The sequence below is a fragment of the Vibrio sp. Vb1980 genome, assembly GCF_033338615.1.
GTDB classification, from domain to species: domain Bacteria; phylum Pseudomonadota; class Gammaproteobacteria; order Enterobacterales; family Vibrionaceae; genus Vibrio; species Vibrio alginolyticus.
On the sequence record NZ_JAWOSZ010000006.1, the window covers coordinates 232,133 to 250,532 of the forward strand.

Below are 18,400 nucleotides of genomic sequence, written 5' to 3' on the forward strand. Positions count from 1 at the left end.
GCCAGCCATAGATGCTAGAGCATCTTCTTCACTGAATTCTGGCAAATCTAGCTCATCAAAATTGAATTCTTCTTCTGAATCGTTGGTCGACTCAGTTTCCGGCTCCAATTCAGGCTCATCCAGTAGCCAATCTTCTTCTTGTGGAACACCGAATTCATTTTCTATTGTATTTGGTGTCGGCGTGAAGGCTGGAATGTCTTCCTCTTGCTCAACGTGAGGCTGTACCTCAGCATCGGACTCCACGGATGGTTCTTGTGTTGAATCAGTATCGGTAGCCTCTTGCTGTAGTGATGAAGCTTCCTCTATCTCCGCTTGTGTTTTTTCAACTTGCTGCGGTAAATCGTCTTCACTATCAAATAGAGCGTCAAGTTCAGCAGAAAAATCCGCTTTTTCTTGTTCTGTTGGCAGAAGCTCTTCACTGTCTGACTCAAATAGGTCGTCTAGCTCGCTCATTAAAGGATCATTCTCTGGTGAGAGGTCCTCTAAATCACCAAGAAATTCATCGCTGCTAAATGGCTCTGAAGTAGCTTCTGGCTCGGTTAATGGTTGATCTTCTACAGCTTGTTGCGTGTCTGGCTGGCTTTCACTTAATAAAGCGTCGATGTCCAACCCAGACTCAATGTCCTGATCTTCATGAGTTTGTTCTGACTCAACTACGGGAGATGGCTTTTCGTCGGCGTCTGATTCACCAAAACCAAGTGATTTCAGTAACTCTTCCTCTTCCGATTTATTCTGCTCTGGGCTCTCGTCCTCTCGAATCAGATCATCAAACGGATCTAAATCAGCTTCAGTCTCTTCATCAAGTTCAGAGGTAACATCATCAATGAGTTCATCCAGTAAGTCTGTGCTATCTGCGTCTAACTCTTCGATCGAGTCATCACCTTCAAAACCAGAGATTGCTTCTAGCTCGTTTAGTGGATCAAACTCGTCTGTGTCATCTTCATCAAAATCAATGAGTTCATCGAGTAGCTCTGTACTGTTTTCATCTAGAACAGGACCTTCATTGGCGTCAGCTTCTCGAACTTCCGATTCGCTAGCCGGTTGTTCATACTGGGCCAATAGCTTATCGATATCGTCGTCAGATGCCTCTCCTACACTAAAGTCATCATCCGACACAGGCTGTTTTAACTCAGGCTCATCAGTATCTAAATCGAAGTCATCGTTGCCAAGTTCAGCAAACAAGTCATCAAGCATATCCTGGTCGACAGTGTCACTTGGTAACTCTTCTGACGGCTCATCGGCTGCAAGTAACTCGGCAAATGCGTCGTCTGAAAGCGAGTCTGATTTCTCATTCGTATCATCCGAAAGATCGAAGCCAGACTCATCGTCATCGAGCACTTCTAGTTCTGGAGCAACCTCATCTAAGGCTCGCTCCATTTCTTCTAAACCAAGCGCTTTTTCTTCGCCGTTGACTTGGATACCATTGTTCGATGATTCAAACTCATCCAGACCAACATCTAGGTCGCCGTCATCGCCAATATCTGCAAATGGGTCATCGTCCCCTTCCAGATTGAAATCAAGTTCTTCATCGTCGAGGTTAGCAAAGACGTCTTCTTCTAAATCTGACTTCTCTTCTTGTAAAGACTGTGTGTTGATATCTTCATCTGCAAACAATTCATCATCAAGCGTGAGCTCTTCATCAAGCTCATCCGCCGCCGCTAAACCGATTGGCGCCGCAAGAGGATCAACGTTTTGCTGTTCCTGTGCAGCCGCATCTTCCTCTTTCGCTTTAGAGCGTCGACCAAGAAGCATAACAACTAGCAACGCAATCAAAGCACCAGGAATTAATGCCGCAAGACCAACAAGCCAACCATTCGACAAAATTTTGTCCATGGTGCTTGGTTGCATGCGTTGTTGTTCAGCAAGGCGCTGGCGTTCTTCAGCAAGCAGCTTCTCGACTTCTGAGCGAATGCGTTCTTCGTCATTCAGCTCGCTTTTCAAAGTTTCGACTTCGCTTTGCACTTCTGACAGCATCAATCGAAGACGATGGTTCTTCTCTTCTAATGAGTCTAATTCACTTTGTGAGCCTTGAAGTTTGTCCTTTAGCGCACTGACCTGCTTTTCACCCTGCGGAGAGGTAGTTACTGGTGGCGCAGGGATGACGGGTATTGTTTTCGGAGTTGGTTTTGGCTCCGTTGCAGCCACTGTCTCTGGCTTAGCCGCAGGCTTGGGTTCTACTTTAATTTGTGGCTTTGGTTGCTCGGTGACTCGTTGTGCTGGCGTCGCTCTATTTGTCGGCTTCGGCTGTTTTAACTTAGCTTCATGCGCCTTCATAATCGCAACAGCTTGCGCTGTGGTCGCGCTTTGCACTTGCTCTAGAGAAGGTACTCGTAGCCGACTCCCTGGGATCAATTCATGAATGTTTTGGTTCTCAAACGCTTGAGGGTTAATTCGGTAAATGGCAAGAAGCGTTTGTTGAACGGTAACACCGCGTGAAGGTCGTAATTCTGAAGCGATCGACCATAGTGTTTGATTTTCACCAGTCGGACCAAAGAAACGTGACGGTTGAGTATTCGCAGGAGGAGCAGGTAATGCTCGCTCAATATCTTCAGCATAGCTCGGAGATGATTGCACTTCACCAGACGGTCCAACAAGACGAATTCCTTCGGCTTGAACCACTGATGATGTCTGAGTCGCGCTCATCAACACAAGGGCTGCTAACAAACGCTTATAATTTTGACGCATAGAAGGCTCAGTTTTGTGCTAAATACAATTTGAAATGGTGATCGGTTAAATATATCGGATATCGCATGCAAAACTATAGCGTTGAGAATAAAAAATGTGTGGCTCTCGCCATATTCGTACTAATCTCACACTATTTTGTTTCGTTCGTACAAAAAAGCCTCGCACTGTGCGAGGCTTTGAAATGAACTGTAAGCGACTTAGTAGTAATCGCGGATCAGAACTTCTGCGATTTGCACCGCGTTAGTTGCCGCGCCTTTACGCACGTTATCAGCAACAACCCACAGGTTTACGCCGCTATGATGGCTGATATCGTTACGGATACGGCCAACCATTACATGGTCTTTACCGCCCGCATCGCGAACTTGTGTAGGGAAGTCTTCACCGTGGAACACTTCGATACCGTCAGTTTGTTCAAGCAAGTTAACGACTTCTTGTGCATCGATAGGTGAACGAGTCTCAATGTGAAGTGCTTCTGCGTGACCGTAGAATACAGGAACACGTACACACGTTGGATTGACTGTGATTGATGGATCGTTAAAGATCTTCTGTGTTTCCCACACCATTTTCATTTCTTCTTTGGTATAGCCGTTTTCCATCATTTGATCGATTTGTGGAATACAGTTAAACGCGATCTGTTGAGAGAATTGCTTCTTGTCTGCAGGCAGACCGTTTAGCAGCTTCGCCGTTTGACCTGCTAGCTCATCGATACCCGCTTTGCCTGCACCAGACACCGATTGGTAAGTTGATACGTTAATACGCTCAATACCCACCGCATCGTGAATTGGTTTTAGTGCCACCAGCATTTGGATGGTTGAACAGTTCGGGTTCGCAATGATGTTACGGTTACGAAACTCTGCAATCGCTTCTGGGTTTACTTCAGGCACAACAAGAGGAATGTCGTACTCGTAACGGAAGTGTGATGTATTGTCGATAACAATCACGCCTTCATCAGCGGCAATTGGAGCCCACTTGGCTGATAGCTCACCACCAGCAGAAAACAGTGCGATATGCGCTTGAGACCAATCGAACTCTTCTACGTTTTGAACGCGTACCGTTTTACCATTGAAGCGATAAGTCTTGCCTTCGCTGCGCTCACTCGCGAGTAGGAAGATTTCGCCTACTGGGAATTTGCGCTCTTGAAGCACATCCAAAATTGTTTCACCGGTCGCACCTAAAATGGCAACATTATATTGCTGGCTCATTGACTTACCTCAATCTGAAAACCTAGTTCTGCTAATGGAGCAAGGTTACATGTTTTGTTACCCACTAGCGTGACAGCGCTGTATTCACGGCGATCCCAGTAGTTTTTACGCATCAGGTCAAAAGCGCCTGGCTTACTGATTTCACGGCGGAAAAGAGCGTCATCTCTACGCACATCATAGATTAACTGCGTGATGTTATGCAGTGTTGCTTCGTCCCAAGCTCTGTCCAATACCATAGCAGGAACAGGCGCGGTTGGCAGTAAATCGCTGGCATGCGCACGTAATTCGTTATTTAAGAACTCACAGTAGCTGTTGAAAATCATCGTTGTACCGCGAGCTTTCCCTTCCAAGCCGTAGCCTGCAACGTGAGGGGTTGCGAATGCTAGCAGAGGCAGAAGCTCCATATCAACCTCTGGTTCAAATTCAAATACGTCGAGTGCCGCTGTAAAGCCATCGTTTTTCAAAAGACGTTGCTTCAAAGCAGCGTTGTCAACGATGGGACCTCGAGCCGCGTTAATCAAAATTTGATCGCTGCGGAGACCATTTAATACCTTCTCATCAATCAAATGATGCGTTGGGTATGGGCCATCTTTGGTGATTGGCGTATGTAGTGTAATGATGTCTGAGCTTTCAATCAGTTCTGTCAGCGGAGTAAAGCTACGAGGATCACCAGCCTCTTGTTTGAATGGGTCATTGATCAGAACTTTAATACCCATGCCTTTCAAACATTTCTCTAGGTAGCTACCTACTTGGCCTGCACCAATAATACCTACCGTCTTGTCAAATACCGAGAAACCTTGTTGCTGAGCGAGCACCATCATCACGCTGAACGCGTATTCCGCCACACCCACTTTGTTACACCCTGGCGCCGCAGTGAAGAAAATGCCTTTCTCTTTTAAGAGTGCTTGGTCAACATGATCCATGCCTGCCGTGGCCGTACCAACAAACTTCAGCTTGTTTGCTTTGCTGATCAGGTCAGCATTCACTTTGGTGACTGAGCGAATCATTAGGGCATCAACATCCACTAAATCATCGGCGGTCAGTGTACGACCTGGTTTTAGAATTACGTTACCGAGTTGGCTGAATAGTTCTTCAGCATACGGCATATTTTCATCAACAATAATTTTCATAGCGCCAGCGTTCTAACATCCATTTGTAAGAGTTCGTTTATTCGCAAGATGCGAAACTAAAGCGATTGTGCCCTTTTCCCGAAAAATCTCAAGATATAACACCAATAAACCTCAAGGAGGTAACTCCTATAGAATCGATTGACGGGAAGCCTAGAGAAAAGCAGAAACAGAGAAAAGAAAAAGCCCGGCTAAATAGCCGGGCAAAGTTCCAGAACAAAAGGATCCTATCCCGCTCTCCATGGGATAGAGTCTGCGTCTGTTCGATCAGTGTGACTGATCAAGCTCTGGAAACTGGATTGTTGGCGTTTACAGTACTCTCGCAAGGCGCCAACAAATTCAGTTAACCTTGGTACTTTTTAATAACCAAAGTTGCGTTTGTGCCGCCAAAGCCAAAGCTGTTTGACATTACGGTCGTTAGCTCTGCATCACGTGCTTCTGTCACGATGTCCAGACCTTGTGCTGCTTCGTCCAAGTTTGAAATATTGATGCTTGGAGCAATGAAGTTTTTGTCTAGCATAAGTGTTGAGTAAATTGCTTCGTGCACGCCCGCTGCGCCGAGTGCGTGGCCAGTCATTGCTTTTGTTGCAGAGATTGCAGGGCTGTTCTCACCAAACAATTGTTGGATAGCACCAAGCTCTTTCACGTCACCAACGGGTGTCGATGTGCCGTGCGTGTTGATGTAATCCACACCATCAACGTCTTGCATCGCCATCTTCATACAACGAATTGCGCCTTCACCTGATGGCGCTACCATGTCGTAGCCATCTGATGTCGCACCGTAACCTACGATTTCACCGTAGATTTTCGCACCACGTGCCAGTGCGTGCTCTAGTTCTTCAATAACCAGCATGCCGCCGCCGCCCGAGATAACAAAACCGTCACGGTCTGCATCGTATGTACGAGATGCTTTGTCTGGCGTGTCATTGTATTTGGTTGACAGTGCGCCCATCGCATCAAACATCATAGTTTGAGACCAATCTAGCTCTTCGCCGCCACCAGCAAAAACAATATCTTGTTTGCCTAGTTGAATAAGCTCCATAGCATGGCCGATACAGTGTGCAGATGTTGCACATGCAGAGCTCATTGAGTAGTTCACGCCACGAATCTTAAATGGCGTAGCAAGACAAGCAGAAACAGTAGAAGACATAGTACGAGGAACCATGTAAGGACCAACTCGCTTTACGCCTTTGGCGCGCATCGTGTCTGTCGCTACCGTTTGATTGTATGCAGAAGCACCGCCAGAACCTGCAACGATACCGGTACGATCGTTTGAAACCTGCTCTTCTGTAAGACCAGCGTCTGCGATTGCCTGCTCCATTGATAGGTATGCATAAGCAGCCGCATCACCCATAAAGCGCATCTGCTTACGGTCGATGTGTTCCGCCGGGTTGATTTTTAGGTCACCCCATACTTGCGAACGAAGACCGTGTTCTTTGAACTGCTCAGATGCAGTGATGCCAGATTTGCCCGCTTTAAGAGACGCTAGAACTTCTTCGACGTTGTTACCGATACTTGAAACAATACCCATACCGGTGATTACGACTCGTTTCATTATGACATTCCTATAATTCAAAAATCCGCTAGATGATAACTAAGATAGTCAACAAAAGTGGTCAGCTTTCCCATAAATTCGTACAATCGCCCCATTCTTACCGCGCCAAATCACAAATTTGCACCATTATGACTTCAATAAAAAACGCAGAACTTGGTTGGAACGAAGCTGGTACTCCGGTTTCAGACCAATTTGATGATGTTTACTTCTCTAACGTAAACGGTCTTGAAGAGACACGCTACGTTTTCTTAAAACAAAATAATCTCCCAGAAAGATGGCAGGAATTTGACCAAAGACGTTTTGTCATTGGTGAAACAGGATTTGGCACGGGATTAAACTTCTTAGCAGTATGCCAGTGGTTTAGTGAGTTTCGTCGTCAGCATCCGGACGCAACATTGAAAGAGCTGCATTTTATTAGCTTTGAAAAATACCCATTAAGCAAAGCCGATTTAAAGAAGGCGCATGAAGCTTGGCCTGAGCTAGCTGAGTACGCGGAAAAGTTACAAAAGCACTATCCTGCCGCTGTGCCGGAGTGTCATCGCATTGTTTTAGAAGACGGTGCAATCACACTCGACCTTTGGTTTGGTGACATTAAAGACTGCATGCCGCAAGTCCCATACAACGAACAAGGTTTGATTGATGCTTGGTTCTTAGATGGATTCGCGCCAAGCAAAAACCCAGAGATGTGGAACCAAGGCCTGTTCAACAACATGGCAAAGCTAGCCAAGCAAGATTGTACAGTTGCCACGTTTACCGCAGCAGGCTTTGTACGTCGTGGTTTGAACGAAGCTGGCTTTACAATGAAAAAGGTGAAAGGTTTCGGCACTAAACGAGAAATGATCGCCGGCTCTATGGAGCAACGTGAAAAGCAGTCGAACCATCTCCCTTGGTTCAATCGCACAGCATCTAGCAATCTTGATTCGATTGCCATCATTGGTGGTGGTATAGCCAGCGTGGCGTTAGCGAAAACGTTAGTTCGTCGTGGCCAAAACGTCACCCTTTACTGTAAAGACAAACAACCAGCCAAAGGAGCTTCAGGCAATCGACAAGGAGCCGTTTATCCGCTGCTTAATGGCCCGCACACGGGTGTTTCACGAGTGTTTGCTCCTGCATTTTTGTTCGCACGTCAGTTTGTTGAACAAGCAGCACAAGAGATCGATTTTGATCATGACTGGTGTGGCGTAACTCAGTTGATGTGGGATGACAAATCCACAGACAAACTGGAGAAAATGCTTGCGGGTAACTTCACTCCAGAGCTCATTCAAAAGCTGTCCGCCGAGGAAACTGCGAACACTATCGGGTTACCTATTGATATGGCGTCTGTGCACTACCCAATGGGAGGGTGGCTGTGCCCTGCCGAGTTAACTCGTGGGTTAATCAAACAATTGGAGCAGACGTCGTTACTCTCAACGAAGTTTGAACACCATATTGAGGCATTAGATTGGGATGAAAAACGTCAGCTCTGGCTACTAACGGCGAGTGGTCAAACATTTGAGCACTCAACGGTTGTGATTGCGAACGGCCATGAGTTTCAGGCATTGAGTCAAACCGCTTCCCTCCCAATGGGGCAGGTGAAAGGACAAGTCAGTCATGCGCCAGCAACCGAAACGCTGAGTCAGCTGAAAACGGTGTTGTGTTACGACGGTTACATGACACCTGTTAACCCAAGTAATCAACACTTGTGTATCGGTGCAAGCTACGACCGCAGTCACCTTGACTACGAATTTGATGAAAACGCCCAAAAAGATAATGCGGAAAAGCTAGTGAAATGTGTACCGAATCAAACATGGGCAAAAGAGGTAGATATCACTGGTAATCAATCTCGCCAAGGTATTCGTTGTGTTAGCCGGGATCATTTACCATTTGTCGGGAATGTGGGTGACTTTGAGACGATCAAAACGCAATACGCCAACTTACAAAATCAAAAAGCAGAAGAGGTAGAAACCATTCATCAGTACCCTAACCTATTCTGCTTCTTAGGTTTAGGATCTCGTGGACTGAGCTCTGCACCATTATTAGCTGAAGTGTTGGCCTCCCAGATCTGTGGGGACCCGCTGCCATTACCTGTTGATATATTGACCGAACTTCACCCAAGTCGAATGTGGGTTCGTAAACTAAGAAAAGGCAAAGCCATTACCGAGCTGTAAGAGTATTCTCTCGTTTTAATTCCCGACACAGATACGTGTCGGGAATCGCTAACTCATTAAGTCGCTCGTACTGAGATTACTTCAGCTGTGCAACTGCCTGTTTCACTTGCTCTGCCACTTCTGGGTTTACAACCTTACCCGATTCCACGTCAAAATTTTCGTAGAAGCTCGGCACAGATAACGATGCCTTTACATCCGCGCCAAAAAATTGAGCAGAACCTGTCGCCGCCGCAAGAACACTTTGTGCACCACCGGGACCTGGGGAAGTTGCTAAATAAACGACAGGTTTGTTTTGAAATACATTACGCTCAATGCGCGTCGCCCAATCGAACAAGTTTTTATAGGCCGCTGGGTACGAACCGTTATGCTCTGCGAAGGAAACAACGATAGCGTCAGCCTCCGCCAAGTCACGTAAAAACGCGACAGCCCCTTCAGCTTGACCTATTTCTTTCTCTTTGTCCTCGCTAAACATTGGCGCTTGATAATCGTTTAAGTCTAGAACATTCACTTGAGCGCCTTCGACTTGATTTGCTGCGTATGTAGCCAGTAGTTTGTTGATTGAGGTAGAGCTGGTAGATGCACCAAATGCGACAATTTTCATGGTTGTAATCCTTTGTTCACGTTTTATGCTGATCAGAATAAAAGTTGAACAGTTTCGCTACAACCACAAAAATTTTATGGAGAGGTTCGAATTTTTCGAAGTAGTAAATTGCTAGGATTAAATAAAGGGAGAACGCTGCTTAGGGATTAAGCCTGAGCCTGGAGCTCTTGCCACAAATCACTGACAATCACGCGATCGGCCGGGCTTAACTCGGTACGCGCACCTTCTAAGCTGCTCTCAATGCGTGACTTCAGCTCAGTAATATCGCTAATCCCTTCTTCTTCACAAGACGCCGCGGATAAAGAGATGTGACCACGTAAATAACCACCAGCAAACAATTCATCGTCAGATGCTGTTTCAATTCGAGCATCAATCAGTTCCAGTAGTTTTTCTTCAAATTCAATAATCATGGTGTATCTCTGAGGTTATTAGTGGTTATTTAACGCAAAAGTCCGACGCTTCCAATGGCTTAGTTTGATAAAATGCGCGCAGGGCATCAGAAAGCATTTTCACTCGCAAAGGCAAGCCAACGTCCAAAATACCTAGCACTTCTTTATGCACTTTTTTCATAAAGCCGAGCCTATCTGGTTCAAAATCGCCGTGTAGATTGTCACAACTCACCGTAAAAGGGAAGCCAGCGCTTTGTGCCAGAATCCATTCATAAGCTTGAGGTCGCACTTCAACTTTCTCAAACTCCGCTTGAACTTCTGCTGTTCGCCCATCGGGTTCATACCAATAGCCAAAATCTTCCAGCAAACGACGCTCTGGACCAGCCACACACCAATGCGAAATCTCGTGTAAAGCAGAGGCGTAAAAACCCCGAGCAAAAATAATCCGATGATGAGGGTGTTCATCATCAGCAGGAAGATAAATAGGCTCATCACCACCTAACTCTAATTTCGTATTAAATTGTTCTAAAAAGGTGTCATTAAAAATGGTGATTAAGTCTTGGTATTCGTGGGTCATCGTCGAGTTTGTACTTCAGTTTGACATGCGCTGCATATTGTCGCTGTTTTTAGTTATGAGGTAAAGGCACCCCCACATTTTTGGTTATTAGTTGAATTTATCTGAAGGTCGCTTTCTCCATACAATTTCTCATTCGTCAGCGTACTTATTTACCACTACACTCTCGCCTTATTTTGATGCCGTTCAAACCGCTATTTTGAAGCCGTTTGATTACAAGCATGTTTCTGGTTTTAATCACTTTTTAAGAGAGATAGAACCGTTTGTAAGTGTTGTTACTTCGCCTACGCTGATTCTCGTAGAACGTAGTGACTTTTTACGTTGAGTGTTCCCTATGTTGCTAAGTGTGTTGTATATCATTGGTATCACGGCTGAAGCCATGACAGGTGCGTTAAGTGCTGGTAGAAGAAAGATGGACTGGTTTGGTGTTATGTTGGTGGCCAGCGCAACGGCCATTGGTGGTGGCACCGTACGTGACATTCTATTAGGCCACTACCCTCTTGGTTGGGTAAAAAACCCAGAGTTCCTTGCAATTACGTGTGTTGCAGGTGTGCTAACAACAGGTTTAGCGAAATGGGTGATTAAGCTGAAAGGTCTGTTCATTCGCCTCGATGCATTAGGTTTAATCGTGTTTAGTATCATCGGAACAAAAATTGCGATGGGCATGGGCTTGCACCCTGGTATTTGTATGGTTTCAGCGTTAGTAACTGGTGTATTCGGTGGGCTACTTCGCGACTTAATCTGTCGCCAAACACCATTGGTACTGCATGAAGAGCTTTACGCTTCTGTCGCTCTTATCGCATCAGGAATGTACTTAGCGCTATTAGAATTCAATGTTCCCGATGTCACTGCCACGATCATTACACTGGTTACTGGTTACATGCTGCGTATGGCTGCAGTGCGCTTTAAGTGGCGTCTGCCTTCTTTCCATTTGGAAACCGAAGGCTCGATTCGTTAAGCAAAAACTACTTAAACAAAAAAGGTTGCCTGATAAAATTGTGCCACCCGCGATTCAGTGAGTGGCATAATTTTATATTCTGTCATCCTGAACAGCGACGAAGGAGCATGATTCAGGATCTATTATCCGAGCACTCTGCTGTCAGAGATGTTTCTTTCTCTTTTCATCGTGCTGAAATTAGATTCCTAGTCTCGCTATAGCTCGCTGGAATGACACAAAGCTCTTAAATCTTCGGTGTTTCAGTTGTTACGCCATGGTTTTGACCACGGTGGCGTAGTAAATGATCCATCACCACAATTGCCAGCATCGCTTCTGCGATAGGCACAGCACGAATACCCACACATGGGTCATGACGACCTTTGGTGATCAACTGAGTTGGTTCACCTTCTTTTGTGATGGTCTCACCCGGCACAGTGATACTTGATGTTGGCTTAAGCGCAATGTTTGCGACAATGTCTTGACCAGTCGAGATACCACCAAGAATGCCACCCGCATGATTACTACCAAAACCTTCAGGAGCAAGCGTATCACGGTGCTGACTGCCTTTTTGGTTTACCACCTCGAAACCGTCTCCGATTTCCACGCCTTTCACCGCGTTGATGCTCATTAGTGCGTGCGCGATGTCTGCATCCAAACGGTCAAATACGGGTTCCCCAAGACCAACAGGCACGTTAGTTGCCACAACCTGGATTTTTGCGCCAATAGAGTCGCCTTCTTTTTTCAGGTCACGGATAAGTTGGTCAAATGCTTCTACTTTGTCAGCATCAGGGCAGAAGAATGCATTGTTCTCGATTTCGTTCCAATCTACCTTGTCGATAGATACATCACCCATTTGTGACAAGTAAGCACGAATCTCAACACCAAACTCATCTTTTAAGTATTTCTTCGCGATTGCACCAGCAGCCACACGCATTGCGGTTTCACGAGCTGAAGAACGGCCGCCACCGCGATAGTCGCGGATGCCATATTTTTGGTGGTAAGTGTAATCAGCATGACCCGGTCTGAACTTATCTTTGATGTCAGAGTAATCTTTTGAGCGCTGATCGGTGTTTTCAATTAGCAAACCGATCGATGTGCCCGTGGTTTTGCCTTCAAAAACGCCAGAAAGAATTTTAACTTCATCCGGTTCACGACGTTGTGTGGTGTAACGTGATGTGCCTGGACGACGGCGGTCGAGATCGATTTGTAGATCTGCTTCTGTAATTTCCAACCCCGGAGGACATCCGTCTACGATACATCCCAGTGCGATACCGTGACTTTCCCCGAATGTCGTCACTCGGAAATGTTGTCCGATACTGTTTCCTGCCATTACTTCCTCAAGTTTTTATCGCCACGCTCTCTCAAAACAGAGCATAGCTGCTTTCCAATTCTTCGTGGATTCATAGTGGCTTTATTACGTTTTGATGTAAAGAGTTAATATCGGCGAGGTATGCATAAAAAAAACACCGAGCATAAAGCTCGGTGTTTTGATGTTTAGTGCAAGACTCTATTAGTCTTTGTACAGTTTAAACTCTTCTGCACACTCAACCAGCTGGTCACGCGTTAGCATAAATACGCCATGACCGCCGTTCTCGAACTCAATCCAAGTAAATGGAATCTCTGGGTACTGTTCCATCATATGAATCATTGAGTTTCCGACTTCACAAATAAGAATGCCGTTATCTGTTAGATAATCTGGCGCGTTAGCTAGAATACGACGCACAAGTTTTAGACCATCCGTACCCGCAGCTAAACCAAGCTCAGGCTCATGCGTGAACTCATCTGGCAGGCTGTTCATGTCTTCTTCATCCACATATGGTGGGTTGGACACGATTAGATTGTATTTCTCTTTTGGAAGATCACGGAACAAATCAGAGCGAATTGGGAACACTTGCTGCTCCATGCCGTGATCTTGTACGTTTTGCTCAGCCACTTGTAGAGCATCTGTAGAGATGTCGATAGCATCCACTTCTGCTTCAGGGAAAGCGTGCGCACAAGCAATCGCGATACAACCAGAACCCGTACATAGGTCCATGATGCGCGTAGGCTCTTCCACCAACCAAGGTTGGAATTCCGCTTGAATCAATTCGCCGATAGGAGAGCGTGGCACAAGTACACGCTCATCAACGAAGAACTCAAGACCGCAGAACCATGCTTTGTTTGTTAGGTATGCTGTTGGCGTACGCTCGTTGATGCGTTTTACTACGCGCTCAACAATACGCAGACGCTCGCTTGTCGTTAGGCGAGAGTTCAATACGTGCGGAGGCACATCAATCGGCAAGTATAAGGTTGGCAGGATAAGCTGAACTGCTTCATCCCACGCATTATCAGTACCATGACCGTAAAACAGGTTCGCTGCATTAAAGCGGCTTACCGTCCAACGAATCATATCTTGAAGGGTATGCAGCTCCGATACCGCTTCTTCTACAAAAATCTTATCCAAAATTGCCTCCGAAAAGCGCTACAATACTGCCAATAAAGTTTATTAATGAAATTGTTTACCTAATGAGCAAAAAAGACACCGAGAACGATGACGATTTCGCCTTGTTTCAGGAAGCAGTACAGGGCGTAAAAAAGTTGCGACAGGATACCATAATCCAGCAACCAAAAAAAAATACTAAGCAAAAAGAAATCAAGCGCTCCAACCGTGAAGCGAGTGACTCTGAATTTTACTTTTCAGACGAGTTTGTCCCTCTATTAAACGATGAAGGTCCAACTCGTTATGCACGTGACGACGTCTCCACTTATGAAGTCAAACGTCTACGTCGTGGCGTGTATGTACCGGACGTGTTCCTCGATATGCACGGCATGACACAGCAAGAAGCAAAACGCGAGCTTGGTGCGATGATAGCCTATTGCATCAAAAACGAGATTCATTGTGCGTGTGTGCAACATGGTATTGGGAAACACATCCTGAAACAGAAAGCCCCACTTTGGTTAGCACAGCATCCTGACGTTATGGCTTTTCACCAAGCGCCACTAGAATTTGGTGGTGATGGTGCGTTGTTAGTGTTGCTTTCTATTCCTGAAAAGTAACAGGCTTGCTGTAGACACTAAACGAAAAGGCAGGGATCTCCTGCCTTTCTTATTCTGTCTCTAATTTGCAAACGCTTATTTTGGTTTAGACACTTATGGCGTAATATGCCAAAGCACTTCACCATTTTGTGTTTGTAAATCATATTCAATGCACACTAGCCCTGATGTAGGAAACATCGGTGGTGTCATGTCTTTTACAAACTCTGAAGTCAGATAACCGACCAAAGGCAAATGCGATACGAACAAAAGCGAGTCCAATTGTTCGACTTCGATTAATGCACTTGCGAAATCGAAGACATGCTCGGACTGGCCATAAGGTGTAATATCTTCACAAGTTTCAATGCTTTTTGCAGAGAAATACGCACTGATCTCTTGCCAAGTTTGTTGAGCTCTAATGTACGGACTCACCAACACTTTATCGAATTGCGCAAAACCCTGTTCTTTACAGGCTCTCGCAACCGCTTCTGATTCGACTCTGCCTCTTGGGGTCAATTGTCGTGCTGCGTCTGAATCTGCAAAATGCTCGGCTTCACCGTGACGCATGATGAATATTTTCATGTTATTTCCTAGGGATAGCTAACGCTACCAAAAGGTTGACTGCTATCTTTATTAGATAGACGGGGCTAACTTTAACAATGACGAAACAAAAATACTGATATAATTATCTGTTCATTATACCAATTCGCTTGTTAAAGATAGCGACTTTCTTAACAATCTATTAAAAGAATGTACTCAGTTCATCACACTATTTAACTGTGCAATGAGTTCAGAGCATTCACTCAAACAGTTCTTCCCCATACGCAAACGCGATGGGCCTGTGCAGAAGTCTACGAATAACAAAAATACGGCAAGCAGTATTTGTCGAAACGCAAACTTTGCGCCCCCCGCGAGGGGAGCCTAAATTACTGTAATGCGAAATCTGGAGACGCATCGTGCATCTAAGTCCTAACGATTCAAATCAATACCGCTACATTACCTTGAGCAATGAACTGCGTGTACTGCTGATTCATTCCGATACAGCTCAACAGTCGGCAGCTGCTCTGGCAGTGAACGTTGGACACTTCGACGACCCAAACGATCGCCAAGGTCTGGCACACTATTTAGAACACATGCTTTTTTTGGGTACGGAAAAATACCCTAAAGTGGGCGAGTTTCAAAGCTATATTAGCCAACACGGTGGAACAAACAACGCTTGGACGGGCACAGAGCACACTTGTTTCTTTTTCAATATTGCTCCAAATGCCTTTGAAAGTGCCTTAGATCGATTTAGCCAATTCTTTACCGCACCTTTGTTTAACGAAGAAGCATTAGACAAAGAGCGACAGGCTGTCGACTCCGAATACAAGCTCAAACTTAATGATGATTCTCGTCGCCTGTATCAAGTTAACAAAGAAGTCATCAATCCAGAGCACCCGTTTTCAAAATTCTCTGTCGGAAACTTAGATACTCTTGGCGACCGAGATGGTAAATCCATCCGCGACGAAATTGTAGAGTTTCACCACTCTCAGTATTCCGCCGATTTGATGACACTGACTCTATTTGGGCCACAGCCGCTCGATGAACAGCAAGCTTGGGTAGAAACCATGTTTGCCGACATCCCAAATCACCATCTTCGTGGAAAATCGATTGATGTACCGATCGGCACTGAGGAAAGCACGGGCATTTTGGTTCAAGTCGAGCCGCTCAAAGAGTTCCGTAAACTGATTCTCACATTCCCCATGCCGGGAATGGATGCGCATTATAGCGTGAAGCCACTCTCCTACTTTGCTCACCTGTTGGGTTATGAAGGAGAAGGCAGTTTGATGCTTCAACTCAAAGAAAAAGGCTGGATTACCTCTCTCTCAGCGGGCGGCGGCGCGAGTGGCAGTAACTACCGAGACTTTACCGTAAGCTGCACCCTGACGCCAAACGGCTTAGATCATGTTGATGATATCGTTCAAGCGGTTTTTCAATACCTCTCGATGATCAAACAAGACGGGTTAGATGAATGGCGCTATCTCGAAAAACAAGCGGTATTAGAATCGGCTTTCCGCTTCCAAGAGCCATCGCGCCCAATGGATCTCGTCAGCCATCTGGTGATCAACATGCAGCACTATCAACCGGAAGACACGGTTTATGGTGACTACAAAATGGCGGGCTACGATGAGGAGTTACAGCGTTCATTGCTGCGATACTTAACCATCGATAATGTACGCGTCACTTTGATTGCTAAAGGCCTGGAATACAACCGTACTGCCGAATGGTACTTTACCCCGTACTCCGTCACACCTTTTAGTGAAGGCCAACGTCGTTTCTATCAACAAATCGACCCAAGCTGGCAATTCGTCTTACCGAAAAAGAACCCTTATATTTGCTACGACCTCGACCCCATGCCACTCGAAAATGGTGATTCGCTGCCAGAGTTGATTGAGGATCTCGAAGGGTTTCGGCTGTGGCATTTGCAAGATGACGAATTTCGCGTGCCTAAAGGTGTCGTTTATGTCGCTATCGACAGCTCTCATGCCGTTGCATCACCAAAGAACATCGTCAAAACGCGCTTATGTGTAGAGATGTTCCTCGATTCGCTAGCAAAAGAAACCTATCAAGCAGAAATCGCAGGGATGGGTTACAATATGTACGCTCACCAAGGTGGCGTGACCTTAACCCTCTCAGGGTTCAGTCAAAAGCTGCCTCAGTTGCTAGAAATGATTCTGCACCGTTTTGCTTCTCGAGATTTCAGCCCTGCTCGCTTTGAAACCATCAAACAACAACTGTTACGAAACTGGAGAAATGCTTCACAAGATCGCCCTATTTCGCAGCTGTTTAACGCACTTACTGGGTTACTTCAACCCAATAACCCGCCTTTCGCAACCTTAGTCGAAGCGCTAGAAGAAATCGAAGTCGATGAACTCTCGGTATTCGTAGAATCCATTCTTGCAGAACTGCACGTTGAAATGTTTGTTTACGGAGACTGGCAACGCCAGCAAGCCCATGACATGGCAACGACCTTAAAGGATGCTCTAAGAGTTAACGAGCAACGTTATGAAGAGGCACTTCGTCCGCTCATTATGCTAGGTAAAAATGGCAGTTTTCAACGTGAGGTGCATTGTAATCAGCAAGATTCCGCAGTCGTTATTTACCACCAGTGCGAGGATATTGAGCCTCGCAGTATCGCGCTATACTCATTGGCCAATCACCTTATGTCGGCAACGTTTTTCCACGAAATCCGTACCAAGCAGCAATTAGGTTACATGGTAGGCACTGGCAATATGCCGCTAAATCGTCACCCTGGTATTGTACTGTATGTGCAGTCACCTAATGCAGCACCTGCCGAGCTGGTTACCTCAATCGATGAGTTTTTAAATGCCTTTTATATGGTGTTGTTAGAGTTAAACGATTACCAATGGCACAGCAGTAAGCGCGGCTTGTGGAACCAAATAGCAACGCCGGACACCACACTTCGAGGACGAGCTCAACGTCTTTGGGTTGCAATAGGAAACAAAGACACTGAGTTTAACCAACGTGACAAGGTACTTGCGGAGTTGAAGAAGCTGACGCGCGCAGACATGATTCGCTTCGTTGTGAACGAATTGAAACCTCGTACTGCAAATCGTTTGATCATGCACTCTCAAGGTCAAGCGCATTCGGAGGCTCCGCGCATCCATCTAGGACAAGAAATAGGATCGATTGAAGAGTTCCAACTTCGGCCAAAAGATTGCGGCTTGGGGTGATCTAGTTGCGCAGAAATAAAATTGTCGATTACTAGAATGTACCTACAAACCCATGAGGTTGTCGGTCTCATAGATTGAATCGGCACCATAATTGGCAGAAAATTGAAATTACGCCATTGCGGCTTATCTCTAATTACCGCACTAAAAATAACTTAATGAGGTAATCATGAAAAAAGCACTTTTACTTGTGGCTCTTATACTGCCATTGGCATCTGCTTACGCTGAAATCTCAGTCAAAGGCGATGGCTTCGAATTAAGTGACGACTGTGTGCGCCTTAGCGGAGACAATGTATCCATCAAATCAGATGATTGCTCTTCAAAGCAGTGGAATGATAAAGACAAAAAAGGTAACAGCAGCGTTCACGGGGACGACAACCCAGGTAAAGGCCACAATAAAGATAAGAAAGACAAGAAGAAGTAACCATTTCTTCTTTATG

Annotated in this window: 15 protein-coding genes; 5 read left to right on the forward strand and 10 right to left on the reverse strand. The window is 45.7% G+C overall.

Going from position 1 to position 18,400, the window contains the following annotated elements; all coding sequences use genetic code 11:
* The 4 genes from R7F64_RS12450 to fabB all read right to left on the reverse strand — a co-directional run.
* On the reverse strand, positions 1–2,685 hold a 2,685-nt coding region (locus R7F64_RS12450; RefSeq protein WP_318071732.1), incomplete at its 3' end, for a FimV/HubP family polar landmark protein.
* A 197-nt stretch (positions 2,686–2,882) separates the two neighbouring features.
* On the reverse strand, positions 2,883–3,887 hold the full coding sequence (locus tag R7F64_RS12455) for an aspartate-semialdehyde dehydrogenase (protein WP_318071733.1): 1,005 nt from the start codon (positions 3,885–3,887) through the stop codon (positions 2,883–2,885).
* A complete protein-coding gene (locus tag R7F64_RS12460) occupies positions 3,884–5,017 on the reverse strand; it encodes a 4-phosphoerythronate dehydrogenase (protein ID WP_318071734.1) in 1,134 nt (377 codons plus the stop codon). Before R7F64_RS12460 ends, R7F64_RS12455 begins: the two co-directional genes overlap by 4 nt.
* 340 nt (positions 5,018–5,357) lie before the next feature.
* A complete protein-coding gene (gene fabB, locus R7F64_RS12465; protein WP_005380557.1) occupies positions 5,358–6,569 on the reverse strand; it encodes a beta-ketoacyl-ACP synthase I in 1,212 nt (403 codons plus the stop codon).
* Between the two features lie 128 nt (positions 6,570–6,697).
* Between fabB and mnmC the strand changes: the two genes are divergently transcribed.
* Positions 6,698–8,716: a bifunctional tRNA (5-methylaminomethyl-2-thiouridine)(34)-methyltransferase MnmD/FAD-dependent 5-carboxymethylaminomethyl-2-thiouridine(34) oxidoreductase MnmC gene (mnmC, locus tag R7F64_RS12470; RefSeq protein WP_318071735.1), complete on the forward strand. Its 2,019-nt coding sequence runs from the start codon at positions 6,698–6,700 to the stop codon at positions 8,714–8,716.
* A gap of 76 nt (positions 8,717–8,792) precedes the next feature.
* Here mnmC and R7F64_RS12475 read toward each other — a convergent pair whose 3' ends face one another.
* The 3 genes from R7F64_RS12475 to R7F64_RS12485 form a co-directional block, all read right to left on the reverse strand.
* Positions 8,793–9,317: an NADPH-dependent FMN reductase gene (locus R7F64_RS12475; protein ID WP_318071736.1), complete on the reverse strand. Its 525-nt coding sequence runs from the start codon at positions 9,315–9,317 to the stop codon at positions 8,793–8,795.
* Positions 9,318–9,463: 146 nt separating this feature from the next.
* Positions 9,464–9,727 (reverse strand): YfcL family protein, encoded by a 264-nt coding sequence (locus tag R7F64_RS12480; protein WP_318071737.1) that lies wholly within the window; start codon positions 9,725–9,727, stop codon positions 9,464–9,466.
* A gap of 25 nt (positions 9,728–9,752) precedes the next feature.
* Positions 9,753–10,283 (reverse strand): elongation factor P hydroxylase, encoded by a 531-nt coding sequence (locus R7F64_RS12485; RefSeq protein WP_005380546.1) that lies wholly within the window; start codon positions 10,281–10,283, stop codon positions 9,753–9,755.
* 331 nt (positions 10,284–10,614) lie between these two features.
* On the opposite strand from R7F64_RS12485, the gene R7F64_RS12490 reads away from it, so the two are divergent.
* A complete protein-coding gene (locus R7F64_RS12490) occupies positions 10,615–11,238 on the forward strand; it encodes a trimeric intracellular cation channel family protein (RefSeq protein ID WP_318071738.1) in 624 nt (207 codons plus the stop codon).
* 223 nt (positions 11,239–11,461) lie between these two features.
* Here the strand turns inward: R7F64_RS12490 and aroC are convergent, their stop codons facing one another.
* Together aroC and prmB are read right to left on the reverse strand one after the other, a co-directional pair.
* Entirely contained in the window at positions 11,462–12,547 is a 1,086-nt protein-coding gene (gene aroC / locus R7F64_RS12495) for a chorismate synthase (protein ID WP_031780893.1), read from the reverse strand.
* 180 nt (positions 12,548–12,727) lie between these two features.
* On the reverse strand, positions 12,728–13,660 hold the full coding sequence (gene prmB / locus R7F64_RS12500; protein WP_005380541.1) for a 50S ribosomal protein L3 N(5)-glutamine methyltransferase: 933 nt from the start codon (positions 13,658–13,660) through the stop codon (positions 12,728–12,730).
* Between the two features lie 62 nt (positions 13,661–13,722).
* Between prmB and smrB the strand changes: the two genes are divergently transcribed.
* Complete coding sequence (gene smrB, locus R7F64_RS12505; protein WP_005380539.1) at positions 13,723–14,253, forward strand: endonuclease SmrB; 531 nt, start codon at positions 13,723–13,725, stop codon at positions 14,251–14,253.
* Positions 14,254–14,346: 93 nt separating this feature from the next.
* On the opposite strand, the gene sixA is transcribed toward smrB, so the two are convergent.
* On the reverse strand, positions 14,347–14,811 hold the full coding sequence (gene sixA / locus R7F64_RS12510; protein ID WP_005380537.1) for a phosphohistidine phosphatase SixA: 465 nt from the start codon (positions 14,809–14,811) through the stop codon (positions 14,347–14,349).
* A 374-nt stretch (positions 14,812–15,185) separates the two neighbouring features.
* Here sixA and R7F64_RS12515 point away from each other — a divergent pair, with 374 nt between their 5' ends.
* Positions 15,186–17,963, forward strand: a complete 2,778-nt coding sequence (locus R7F64_RS12515) for an insulinase family protein (RefSeq protein WP_213896714.1) — start codon at positions 15,186–15,188, stop codon at positions 17,961–17,963.
* A gap of 166 nt (positions 17,964–18,129) precedes the next feature.
* Positions 18,130–18,384, forward strand: a complete 255-nt coding sequence (locus R7F64_RS12520; protein ID WP_065274741.1) for a CG2 omega domain protein — start codon at positions 18,130–18,132, stop codon at positions 18,382–18,384.
* The last annotated feature ends 16 nt before the right edge of the window (positions 18,385–18,400 follow it).